Genomic DNA, 12,305 nt, shown 5'->3' on the forward strand with positions numbered 1-12,305 from the left:
TCAATCAATTTTTCTTCAATATTTCATTAAAATTAAAAAGCATAAGGAATAGTCCTTATGCTTTCTTAAAATACATATTTAACATCAATAGTCTCATAAAGAGTATAGAACTAATTGTTCCTACTAGTATTCCTATAATCACGTCATACAACAAGAAAAAAACAATACTTAAAACTAGCCCCGCAATAAATGAAATTCTTGTTTTTACACTACTTTCACTTGGCCAAATAATTACTGAATATAATGGTCCCCAAATTAATCCGAAAAATAAAAATATGTCAATCAATGTTAAATTCCAAAAAATAACTATTATTAGCGGAAAGAGTAGATAATAAAAAAAGGACATTGACCTATGGTAGGATGACTCATTTTGCATAGTCTTCCATAGACGTGTAACAACGTAAATGGAGATGAAGATTGAAGTGCTAACAAACAATAATTGACCAAATTGACCACCAAACCTACTCATCACTTGCATGCTTACTCTATCACTTAAATCTGGTAATACAGCTTGAGCTCTCCCTAAAAAAGAAATGGAACCAAAAGCTATCAATACATTGGCCGAAATAAGTCCTGCAATAATATACGATCTCGGTTTATACCCTACTTTTACATCTTCATACACGATAAGGTAACCATATTGATGTGCTACAAAAACAATTCCAAATCCCAGTATTAAGAAAATTGATTCATTTAAATTTATTGTTAATATATCTCTAGAAAGAAAATGTAGACCAGAATATACTGTTGGAATACTCACCCTTAAATAGACAAGTGTTGGTATAAGAAATGAGACTATTAACCCCAAAATAATAGTACTTGTTGATATCCATTTTTCCTCAAACTTTCTTAGAAATAATACAAAGATAGTTGCCACTAACATGAGAATGATAATGATAACTTGAAAATATTGAGTAGCCGCTTCGCTTATAATAATTTTCCCAACTAGGAAAATACTTAATGATGTCTCGATAAAATATAAAGAGTAAACTAACTTTTTCAATAAAGGATCATTCATTCTATATGCTTTTCTGTTTTTTAATAAATATATTACATAAAATGAAATTGCCAACATAATAGAAAATCCCATTAGACCAGCTACACCAAAATCGTATGCAACCTGTGCCGCTAAAAAAAACATAACGGGTGTTATAGAAGGAATAAGTAGGTTAATTATTTTTGTACCCAATACTTATCACCCAGTTTCTTTTTTAAAATGGCTCGGAGAAACACCCGTCAATTTTTTGAAGCAAACAGAAAAATAAGCAGAACTATTAAATCCAACCATATCAGAAACTATTTCAACATTGAAATTTTTTAATAGGAGTTCTTTTGCTTTATTTATTCGTACATTTAACAAAATTTCTGTAAAGGTCATACCGTACTCTTTTTTTAATAAACGATTCAAATGAGATGAGCTCACATGAACATTTCTTGCTACTTTAGAAACCGTCAAATCTTTGTTATAGTTTTCCTGCATGTATCTCATGAATTGAGTGAATACAGTTTTATTTTGCTCATAGTAATCTTTTAAAGCATTACTATACGCTATTTTAATAGTATTACCCTTGCCAATACCGAAATATATTTGTTGAGACCTTTCTAAATTATATTGGACTAATATCTCTTTAACTGACTCTAAATCTTCATTATTTGTAAGTAATACTTGAAAATCTCCAATTGGCTGTGGTGCAATTAACACATTATAAACACTCAAGTCCCGTTTCAATTGTTCTGTACTGTCAAACTCACTTTTCTTTAGCAAAAGGACTATTTCTGGAGAAAATTTAAAGTGTTTAAACTTCTCATCAGAAGAAACTACACCTTCACCAAAAATATCCCGTTCGATAATCGATTGTATTACAAAATAATCTAAATTTAGTTGCTTTTTATAAACTCTTTTCATTTTCAATAAAGTTTTATTAAATTCATCCACCGAAAAGGGTTTTAATAAATAACAAATAGCCCCTAGTTCCAGTGCTTGTTTTGCATACTTAAATTCACTAAATGCGGATACAATAGAAACGATTGTTTTTGGCCACTTTACTTGAATCTCTTTGAGTACATCAAGACCATTTAATCCAGGCATTTGAATATCAAGAAAGGCTATATCTACATCGTTCCTCTCTAATTGATTAATAGCTTCCAAACCATTTTGTGCACACACTAAATCAAATTCTCCACCGTCTTCTAATAGCTTCATCAAACTTAATAACTCTAATGGCTCGTCATCAGCTAAAAGTATTTTCAAATGAAATATCCTCCTTTAATGTGATTAAACATATTGTCCCTTCAGTTGAGCTTTTTATGGAAAAATCTCCTCGTTCCCCATAATAATGCTTAATACGTTGATAAGTATTCTTAATCCCGATTCCAAGTAGATTAGATTCCATTTTATTTTCTTTCCATTGATTAAATTCATTTAAAGTGGTCTCTGACATTCCAATACCATTGTCCTGAATAGTGATGTGAATTACTTTATCTACTTCTTCAATTTGAATGTTGATATTACCTCCCTTTACTTTAGGCTCAATTCCATACTTACAAGCATTTTCTACAAGTGGTTGTATTGTAAGCATAGGAATTGTTACTTCCTCTAATTTTTCCGTATATTCGATATTCCAATCCAATCGATTTCCAAACCTAAGTTTTTGAATTTTCAAATACATTTGAGCACTTTCAATTTCCTCCTTTAACTTGACCAACTGCTGAGAATCTTGAATGGTATATCTCAATAGTGAAGAGATTGCAAAAATCGATTCTTCAGCATCATCGTTTCGATTTAAACGAATCAAAGATGTAATTGCGTTTAAAGAATTAAAAAGGAAATGAGGATGAATTTGAGAAGCTAAATTACTAAGTTGTGCTTCTTTCAATAAATTTTCTAGCTCTGTTTTTTTCTTTTCAATAACTAAAAACTCATGTTCATTTTGAAAAATGAGAAGAGAAACAATAGTAGTTAAGCTTACTACACCACCAACAATTCCAAAAACTATAAGAAAAGTAAACATTGGTTGAGTTAAAACCATCTTGTAATCAACACCTTTTGAATATTCAGAAAATATAGTTCATTATAACCTAGAAAACAAATAAGAACTATAAAAATAAAAGGGACGAGAAAAATCCTCGTCTTCCTTTTATTTGAATTTCATATTTTTGGTGAATGAATCCCAATACCAAAGGCCTGTAATATTATAACCTTCTAGATTTTTATTCGAGGCTAAAATTTGTTTAGGATGGTCAATCATTATCCACGGCGTGTCTTCTGCAATAATAGTTTCCGCTTTTATCATTAACTCAGTCCGAATTTTATCATCAGTTAAAACACTTTGTTTATCTAAATATTGATCTACTTGACTATTACTATAATTGGCAAAGTTTGAGCCGCCATCCCCTCGATTATTAGAGTGGAATACTGGTTGTAAATTCCCTACCGGGTCTGGGAAATCTGCTCCCCATGATTGCATTAATATATCATAATCACGTTCACCACTAAATGCTCTTGTGTTAACCTCTTCACTTGTAGCTTTTTCAATTTCAAGGTTAATCCCTAAAGGTTTAACTGCAGCTTGTAAAGCAAGTGCTGTATTAAGCTTTAAAGTATTTCCTTCTGTTAAAATTGTTGCGCCGAAACCATTTGGAACACTAGATTTTGCTAGATATTCTTTTGCTTTTTCTAAATCAAAAGAGTAGTCTGGAAGTTTGTCATAAGCTGCTTGCCATGCATCTTTTTCAAACACCCAAGTCGCTGGTGCAATTGGAACAGCTTTTGCAGGAGAACCTGAATCTTTTACGATTTCATCCAGAATTTTTTGTTTATCTAAAGCATAGTTCATTGCTTTGCGTACATTAATATCATCAAATGGTGGTCTGTCCATATTCATTACGACAAAGTCATTCAACCAACTATCTACCATATCTATTTGCACATTATCCATTTCTTGAACAACTGGAATTAAATCTAATGGTAAACCTATAGTTGCTGTAACTTGGCCTGTTTTTAAACCTGTTACAGTGGTAGTTCCTTCTGGTAATACTTTAAAAACTACTTTATCTAAATAAGGACCACCTGATTTATCCCAGTAGTTTTCATTTTTCTTTAATGAGATTTCAGATCCAGTTTTCCATTCAACATACTCAAATGGTCCTGTCCCCATAACTCCGCCATCAGGCTTTCCAAAATTAGCTTTATGTGATTCATAGTAAGTCTTACTTACAACATGACCACCAGTAGTAGCTAGCACATAACGCCATAAAGTATCTGGTTGCTTTAAAGTTACTTTAATTGTCCAATCTTCGGTTTGTTCTATTTTATCAACGTTAGCATACATCCAACCAACGTAGGATGCTGTAGCTGGGTCTTTAATACGTTCCATTGAAAATAGAACATCCTCTACAGTCATTGGTGTTCCATCTGAAAATTTCACATCTTTTCTTATCTTATAAATATATGTTTTTGGATCAGGATTCTCCCAACTTTCAGCAAGCAAAGGTTGTATTTGTCCTTCCGCATCAAAATATAGTAACCCCTCAGTAATCTGTGTAACTACAGGATTCGTTGTAAAATCATAAGAGAATGCAGGATCTAATGATACAATATCACCTGAAAGTGCGAAATTAAGTGTATTATCCCCGCCTCCTGTTTTACTGCTTGTGGAACTTTTGGTCTCATCTGAACATGCTGCTATGACAAATGATAGTAATAATACGAACATAATCAGTATGGCCTTCGTTTTTCTCAAATCAATTCCTCCTTTTTTAAATTTTCTGACTTAATTTATTATGACAATTCTAATAGAATGAAAGTTTAAATAATGAATCATAAAATCTTAAAAAAATAACCAATAAAACATTATAAATTCCAAAAATTCAAAAAACATATTGACTTATATTTATTCATATTCTAAAGTGTTTCTCAACAACTTACTTTAGGAGGCTTTCCATGCATTATTTAAAACGAGAACAATCCGTTTATAGTTTCAATAAAGATCATAAGCCTGTTTTGCATATCCAATCTGGAGAGAATGTTCTATTTCAAACCTTCGATTGCTTTACAAACCAAATTCAGTCCGATGAACATCTTATTACTACCATCGATTTTTCTAAAGTAAATCCAGCCACTGGTCCAGTTTATATTGAAGGTGCATCACCTGGTCAAACATTAAAAGTAGAAATACATGATATAAAAGTCCGTAATTGGGGTGTTATAAGCACCCTACCCGAAATTGGAGTTCTCATTCATAGGGCAGAAACAAAAACAAAAATTGTGAAGGTAGAGAATGACATCAAAATTCATTTTAATGACGATATCTCATTTGATGCAAAACCAATGATAGGTGTAATTGGATGTGCTCCAGCGAGCGAAGAAGTTCCATGCGGATTACCTGGTGATCATGGAGGTAATATCGATAATCATGTTATCACAAAAGGTTCTAAAGTTTATTTACCAATAAATGTAGAAGGTGCTCTATTTGGGTTAGGAGACATTCATGCTTCCATGGGTGATGGAGAAATTTGCGGAACTGGTGTAGAAATCTCAGGTGAGGTTGAAACTACTATTTCTACTCTTCCCAACACTACGATTAACAGACCCATATTAGAAAACAAAGATGCTTGGTATACAATAGCTTCTCATACAGACACTAATCGAGCGATTCAAATTGCTTGTGAAGATATGCAAGATTTGTTAGTAGATAAGTGGAACTTAAGCCGCACGGATGCTTACTTATTAATGTCAGTTGCAGGAGACGTTCAAATGTGTCAATGCTGCAAGCCTTCTCCAGTTGATGTAATTGCAAGGTTTAGAATGCCAAAGCTTGAAAATATGCCAAGACTGATTGACTAATAGTTACGATGTTAAACGGTAGGGTATGATACAGTAGCTATAAAAATTCACATTTAACGTGTTCGTGCATTGATTGGTCGTGTTTTACTTGTCATTTGTAACTTTCGGAAAACCATTGGTCTCGTTAAACCATTTTTTACAAAATCTTTTGAATTTGGTATACCTCAATTAAGAATATGATTTGTATTTTCCGATCCAACGATAGTTTGTGCCCATTAAAAATATGATTCAAAATTAAATAGATGACTTCCATTTTAAATCTGGAAGTCATTTTTTATTGTTCTTCTTTTAACGCTCGTTACCGTTTTTTATTGTCTTCAATCCATTGTGGATTCGCGCCTGAATTCTTTTTTTCCATGCTAGAGAAAATCGGACCATCATTGAGTAACATAATAGATAAAATAGAGTTAACTTTATAATATTTAACCTTTTCATCTGCATTAATATCTAACCTATTTGGACGATAAAAGACTAGAGTGCAATGGAAAAATCATTCATCAGAAATTCAAAACGGAGAAATGGAAACAGAAGAACAGAGAAATAAATGATGGATGCGATTGGAAATCAAAAAATCTATTATAAGAAAACCTGAACCTCTTTGTTCCAACCAAAAGGAGAATATAAAGTGAGTCTTTTTATTAAAAAGCAAAATTCTACTAGCAGTATTGATTTTACAAAAGACATACCAGTTGCATTAGATATTCCTGATAATTCAGACATAAAAAAGCAAATTGCCATGATTCATCTCACAGAAACCGATTTAGCAATACTGCACCATTTACAACCATTTGTTAAACAAATATTGGATGAAACAGTAACCTCTTTCTATAAATCAGTAGAGTCTGAATCGAAACTAATGGATATAATTACGACTCATAGTAGTGTTGAACGCCTGAAAAAAACACTATATAATCATCTTTTAGAAATGTTTAGTGGTGTAATCGACTCTAATTATCTGAACCAAAGAAAGATAATTGCTCATGTTCACGTAAAAATTGGATTGGAGCCGAAGTGGTATATGGCTGCTTTTGAAACTTTAAACTATGAATTCTTAAAGTATATCATGACACTAACTATTTCAGATTCAGCTAAACGTGATGCACTTGCTGCTATTAATAAAATTTTAAATCTTGAGCAACAATTAGTTTTGGAGGCATACGAAGCTGAGAACATGCGTATGCGAATAGAAGAACAATTGCAGAAGGATAAAGTAAAAATCGAGGTACACGATACTGCAGAAAATCTAGCAGCTGTTAGTGAAGAAACAAGCGCATCGATTAATAAATTATCATACCAAGCAACAAATATAAAAGAATCTACTAACCAAAATCTATCTTTCGTTCAAGATACGGAGGAAAAATCACAAGTTGGTCAAGTCCTTCTAACTAAACAAATGGAACAAATGCAATTAATTACAGAAAGTATTAATGCTTTACAGAAAAAAATGGTGCAACTCCAAGACTCTTCTAATAGAATTCGAAATATTGTCGGTTTAGTTACATCTATAGCAAATCAAACAAACCTACTTGCTCTAAATGCTGCCATCGAAGCAGCCCGTGCAGGTGAACATGGTGTAGGATTTGCAGTGGTTGCTTCTGAAGTAAGAAAACTCTCTGAAGACACAAAAAAAGCAATCGAAAGCGTCGAATCATTAATCCAAGAAACAGACGATGGTATTGGTGATATAACCAAATCAGTTTCTGAAATGAACCATCTAATTGCTGATGGTGCGGATAAATACGAACAAATGTCTGAATCCTATCAAAACATTGTTCAAGCAATGTCAGGAATAAAAATTCAAAGTGAACAATCTAATACAGAAATTGCAACTATTTCTGAAATTTTAAATGAATTAAATCAGGCAGTTGAAACTATTGCTATCTCGTCTGATGGATTAATAAATACGATAAACGATTTATAAGAAACACAGATGATCTTACTTTTTCGCGAGTGATATGGACTATTGTTCAAATAAAAAAGGATGACACCAGTTTATATGCTGGAGTCATCCTTTATTTTTTATCGTTTTACGATTTCTTCTTGTAAAATTTTATTAACAAGAGGTGGATTGGCTTGTCCTTTTGTTGCTTTCATAATTTGACCGACTAGGAAGCCGATTGCGCGGTCTTTCCCATTTTTAAAATCTTCGATCGATTGTGGGTTAGCATCCAATGTTGTCGTTACGATATCACGAAGCGCACCTTCATCTGAAATTTGCACTAAGCCTTGCGCTTTTACAACTTCTCCTGCTTCTCCGCCATTATCAGCAAGCTCTTTGAATACCTTTTTCGCTATTTTAGATGAAATCGTTCCATCCGAAATTAACTTAATCATGCCTGCAAGGTTTGATGGAGTAAGATTAATATCCTTCAATTCTTTTTGGTCTACATTTAAGTATGCAGAAACTTCACCCATCAACCAGTTAGCAGAAAGTTTTACATCTGCTCCATCAGCTATTGTTGCCTCAAAGAAGTCAGCCATTTCTTTTGATAAAGTTAATACATGCGCATCATAAGGAGATAAACCAATTTCTTCGATATACCGTTGTTTACGTGCATCTGGTAGCTCTGGAATTTCTGCACGTACTCGCTCTAACCATGCATCATCAATTACAAGATCTACTAAATCTGGTTCTGGGAAATAACGATAGTCATCTGTACCTTCTTTAACACGCATAAGAATTGTTTTACCTGTTTTCTCATCGTAACGACGAGTTTCTTGTTCAATTATTCCACCAGAAGAAAGTACTTCCGCTTGACGTACTTCCTCATGTTCTAAGCCTCTGCGTACATAGTTGAATGAGTTTAAGTTTTTCAACTCTGTTTTTGTACCAAATGCTTCTTGGCCATATGGGCGTATAGAAATGTTAGCATCACAACGTAAAGATCCTTCTTCCATTTTACAGTCTGAAACATCTGTATATTGGATTATGGATTTTACTTTTTCTAAGTAAGCATATGCTTCCTCGGGAGTACTAATATCAGGTTCTGATACGATTTCTACTAATGGAGTACCTTGACGGTTAAAGTCGACTAAAGAGTATCCATCCGCATGTGATAATTTACCTGCATCTTCTTCCATATGAAGACGAGTAATACCAATACGTTTTTTCTCTCCATTTACTTCAATTTCAACCCAACCATTTTTACCAATTGGCTTATCGAATTGAGAAATTTGATACGCTTTCGGATTGTCTGGGTAGAAATAGTTTTTACGGTCAAATTTCGTATTTTGTTCAATTTCCATATTTAGTGCAAGCGCTGCACGCATGGCAAAATCGACTACGTTTTTATTTAACACGGGTAGCACGCCAGGATATCCAAGATCGATTACTGTCGTATTTGTATTTGGCTCAGCTCCAAAGTGGTTCGGTGCTGCTGAGAAGATTTTAGAGTTTGTTTTTAACTCTACGTGTACTTCTAATCCAATAACGGTTTCAAAGTTCATGTTATTTTCCCTCCCAAATTTGAGGAGTTTGTTTATGGAAATCTGTCGCTTGCTCATAAGCATGTGCTACACGATAAATTGTCGACTCATCAAAGTAATTCCCGATAATTTGTAAACCAAGTGGTAGACCATTTTCAAATCCGCAAGGAATCGAAATGGCTGGAACTCCTGCAAGGTTAATTGGAATAGTTAAAATATCATTTGCATACATCGTTAATGGATCTTCCACATTTTCACCAATTTTAAATGCTGGTGTTGGTGCAGTAGGCCCGATAATTACATCGTAGTCTGCTAATACTTTATCGTAATCTTCTTTGATAAGCGTACGCACTTGTTGTGCTTTTTTATAGTAAGCATCATATGTCCCTGCACTTAAAGAATAAGTACCAAGCATAATACGACGTTTCACTTCATCCCCAAATCCTTGGGCACGAGTTTCCTTATATAGTTCCATTAAGTTTTGAACATTTTCTGCACGGAAACCATAACGAATACCATCGAAACGGGATAAGTTAGATGAAGCTTCTGAAGAAGAAAGAATATAGTATGTTGCTAATGCATATTTAGAATGTGGTAAAGAAACCTCTTCCCAAGTTGCTCCTAGCGCTTCTAAAACTTTCAAAGCATCCAACACGGATTGACGGACAGCTTCGCTTACACCTTCACCTAGATATTCTTTTGGAACAGCAATTCGAAGGCCTTTTATATCATCAGTTAAAGCTGCAGCAAAGTTTGGTACTTCTACATCGGCTGAAGTGGAATCATGTGGATCAAGTCCAGCAATTGCTTCAAGTAATAATGCATTGTCTGTTACATTGCGAGTGATCGGTCCAATTTGGTCCAATGAAGATGCGAATGCAACTAAACCAAAACGAGAAACACGACCATAAGTAGGTTTCATCCCAACAACTCCACAGTAAGAAGCTGGTTGACGGATAGATCCACCTGTATCAGAGCCTAATGAGAATGGAACTTCACCTGCCGCTACTGCAGCTGCTGATGCACCAGAAGAACCACCAGGAACACGGTCTAATGCCCATGGATTTTTTGTTGTTTTATACGCCGAGTTCTCATTTGAAGAACCCATCGCAAACTCGTCCATGTTTAATTTACCAATAGTAACCATTCCTGCTGCACGTAATTTTTGTACGACAGTTGCGTCATAAATTGGATTAAATCCTTCTAAAATTTTACTTGCGCAAGTGGTTTCTAAACCTTCTGTCACAATATTATCTTTTACTCCAATGGGTAAACCAAATAATGGTCCACGCTCTTCAAAAGGTACTTGATCTAGTTCTGCAGCAGTTAGTGTAGCTTTATCTTTATTTAATGCTAAGAAAGCTTCTACGTCACCATCTAGCTTTTCTACGCGTGCATAAGCTTCTTTTGTCAAATCAGCGATTGTAATTTCCTTGTTATGTAAAAGAGCTTGTAATTCCTTTGCCGAACGTTCAAATAACGTCATTATATTCCCTCCTCACAACTATTAATCCATAATAGATGGTACTTTTACTTGTCCTGCTTCTTGTTCTTTTACATTTAACATCATCGTTTCACGGTCAAGTCCTTTAATCGCTTTATCCTCACGTAAAACATTCACTAAAGGTAAGACATGCGTTGTTGGTACTACATTCGTAGTATCCAATTCTTTTAATTGCTCTGCAAAGTTCGTAATTGCCGCAAGCTGAAGAGCAAATTTTTCTGCATCTTCTTCAGTGATCGCAAGTCGTGCTAAATGCGCTACGTGCTTTACTTCTTCTTTTGAAATATTCGCCAATTTTCACACCTCCGAATTCAATAACCATAAGCAATATCATATCATTTTTCACTCTAGTTGAACAGAGTGGCTCCTTTGGTAAGCTCATGGGGAATATATATGGACATAAGGCTCTTCATCACCTGGTTTTTTGATCAATAATGCCTCTGCTCCGTTCATCGAATTCACATTGACTTCCACATTCATCGAAGTATCAAAATGATCTTTCAGTAAGCCGGCAAGTTGCTGAGTAAAACCAATTATTTCTGCTGTTCCGTAAAATTGAATAGGAATTGTTATAGTCAATTTTTGCAACTGTTTGTCTTTAAAATATCCTGTTCCAATAACACTTGTATAATTGGAAAAGTATGTCTCCACTTCTTGTTTGAAATTGCGGAAAATAGTGTCTAAATCTCGATATTTTTTTTCTGATTCAGCTGTAGGAAATAGAAGGTATTCTTCATCAATAGTTTTCCAATCAGAAACATTTTTTCCGCTAGCAGCGACGCTATAAGTGAAATACGTTCCAGGAACTACTGCATTTCTGCTATTTTGTTTGAATAATCCAACAACGATTGGAACATTCGCAAGAGCCTCATTTTTTTGACGCATACGAGTAACTACCTCTTCCGCAATCCGCTTACCATTTTCTTCTATTTCATTTTGGGATAACGCTTCCTCATATGTTGCTCCGTATGCTTCTTTTTGATAATAGTAAATAGAATTCAAAGCAAGCCCCACTGAAATACCAGCGAGTGTTACAGTTTTACCTTCTTTTTTCAAATAGTCTTGTTCCACAATATGCGTAATATAAACAGGCGCTTTTTTTGCTTTTTCCTCACCTGTTAAGCCTACATCACTTGGATTTAAACCATCGCTCGTCTGGTTGCTTCTTGCTAACCAAGAAATAGCTGTTTTTCTATCTAAGTACTGACCTTCTTGAAACAAATACTTGTCTGCAGAAAATTCCTTTTGAGAAATTCGAAGTAGACCCGATTCCACTTCCTTCATATCGTACTTAGTTGCAAGATTGGATACAACTAATCCTCTACTTGCACTTGCTTCATATGGTAGTAGTGTCCGGTAGTAAGTATCATCTAATTGCAAACTTGGGATGATCACTTTTTTCGACATTTTTTGCTCTGTGTCTTGAATGACTTCTGTGTCTTTTTTTATAGCAGGAGTACATCCAGAGACAATAAGCAATAAAATCATCGTTGAGATTCCTATTAATTTTTTTGCCATGTTCAAACTCCT

The 12,305-nt window shown here is 34.2% G+C and carries 10 protein-coding genes; 2 read left to right on the plus strand and 8 right to left on the minus strand.

Translation table 11 applies throughout. From position 1 onward, the window contains the following. Positions 1-55: 55 nt before the first annotated feature. The 4 genes from ACEPXG_RS15200 to ACEPXG_RS15215 form a co-directional block, all read right to left on the minus strand. A complete protein-coding gene (locus tag ACEPXG_RS15200) occupies positions 56-1,189 on the minus strand; it encodes a hypothetical protein (RefSeq protein WP_391204145.1) in 1,134 nt (377 codons plus the stop codon). Positions 1,190-1,195: 6 nt separating this feature from the next. Further along, complete coding sequence (locus ACEPXG_RS15205) at positions 1,196-2,251, minus strand: response regulator transcription factor (protein ID WP_391204147.1); 1,056 nt, start codon at positions 2,249-2,251, stop codon at positions 1,196-1,198. Further along, positions 2,232-3,029 carry a sensor histidine kinase gene (locus tag ACEPXG_RS15210; protein WP_391204150.1) on the minus strand — a complete coding sequence of 266 codons (798 nt, stop codon included), beginning with the start codon at positions 3,027-3,029 and terminating at the stop codon, positions 2,232-2,234. Before ACEPXG_RS15210 ends, ACEPXG_RS15205 begins: the two co-directional genes overlap by 20 nt. A 108-nt stretch (positions 3,030-3,137) precedes the next feature. After that, on the minus strand, positions 3,138-4,742 hold the full coding sequence (locus ACEPXG_RS15215; RefSeq protein WP_391204153.1) for an ABC transporter substrate-binding protein: 1,605 nt from the start codon (positions 4,740-4,742) through the stop codon (positions 3,138-3,140). A gap of 200 nt (positions 4,743-4,942) precedes the next feature. Here ACEPXG_RS15215 and ACEPXG_RS15220 point away from each other — a divergent pair, with 200 nt between their 5' ends. Both ACEPXG_RS15220 and ACEPXG_RS15225 read left to right on the plus strand, forming a co-directional pair. Then, positions 4,943-5,845: an acetamidase/formamidase family protein gene (locus tag ACEPXG_RS15220; protein ID WP_391204156.1), complete on the plus strand. Its 903-nt coding sequence runs from the start codon at positions 4,943-4,945 to the stop codon at positions 5,843-5,845. Positions 5,846-6,470: 625 nt separating this feature from the next. Further along, complete coding sequence (locus ACEPXG_RS15225) at positions 6,471-7,766, plus strand: protoglobin domain-containing protein (RefSeq protein WP_391204159.1); 1,296 nt, start codon at positions 6,471-6,473, stop codon at positions 7,764-7,766. 98 nt (positions 7,767-7,864) lie between these two features. Here the strand turns inward: ACEPXG_RS15225 and gatB are convergent, their stop codons facing one another. The 4 genes from gatB to ACEPXG_RS15245 form a co-directional block, all read right to left on the minus strand. Further along, positions 7,865-9,292 (minus strand): Asp-tRNA(Asn)/Glu-tRNA(Gln) amidotransferase subunit GatB, encoded by a 1,428-nt coding sequence (gatB, locus tag ACEPXG_RS15230; RefSeq protein ID WP_391204162.1) that lies wholly within the window; start codon positions 9,290-9,292, stop codon positions 7,865-7,867. 1 nt (position 9,293) lies between these two features. Further along, entirely contained in the window at positions 9,294-10,757 is a 1,464-nt protein-coding gene (gatA, locus tag ACEPXG_RS15235; protein WP_391204165.1) for an Asp-tRNA(Asn)/Glu-tRNA(Gln) amidotransferase subunit GatA, read from the minus strand. 21 nt (positions 10,758-10,778) lie between these two features. Continuing rightward, positions 10,779-11,069: an Asp-tRNA(Asn)/Glu-tRNA(Gln) amidotransferase subunit GatC gene (gene gatC, locus ACEPXG_RS15240; protein ID WP_391204168.1), complete on the minus strand. Its 291-nt coding sequence runs from the start codon at positions 11,067-11,069 to the stop codon at positions 10,779-10,781. Between the two features lie 84 nt (positions 11,070-11,153). Beyond that, on the minus strand, positions 11,154-12,293 hold the full coding sequence (locus ACEPXG_RS15245) for a CamS family sex pheromone protein (protein WP_391204171.1): 1,140 nt from the start codon (positions 12,291-12,293) through the stop codon (positions 11,154-11,156). Positions 12,294-12,305 lie beyond the last annotated feature (12 nt).

The sequence above is a fragment of the Psychrobacillus sp. L4 genome (genome assembly GCF_042944905.1).
Classification (GTDB): Bacteria; Bacillota; Bacilli; order Bacillales_A; family Planococcaceae; genus Psychrobacillus.

Bases quoted from the DNA above. Each gene is read 5' to 3' on its own strand.
- gatA (WP_391204165.1), bottom strand. From the start codon at position 10,757: ATGACGTTATTTGAACGTTCGGCAAAGGAATTACAAGCTCTTTTACAT.
- ACEPXG_RS15210 (WP_391204150.1), bottom strand. From the start codon at position 3,029: ATGGTTTTAACTCAACCAATGTTTACTTTTCTTATAGTTTTTGGAATT.
- ACEPXG_RS15245 (WP_391204171.1), bottom strand. From the start codon at position 12,293: ATGGCAAAAAAATTAATAGGAATCTCAACGATGATTTTATTGCTTATT.
- ACEPXG_RS15220 (WP_391204156.1), top strand. From the start codon at position 4,943: ATGCATTATTTAAAACGAGAACAATCCGTTTATAGTTTCAATAAAGAT.
- gatB (WP_391204162.1), bottom strand. From the start codon at position 9,292: ATGAACTTTGAAACCGTTATTGGATTAGAAGTACACGTAGAGTTAAAA.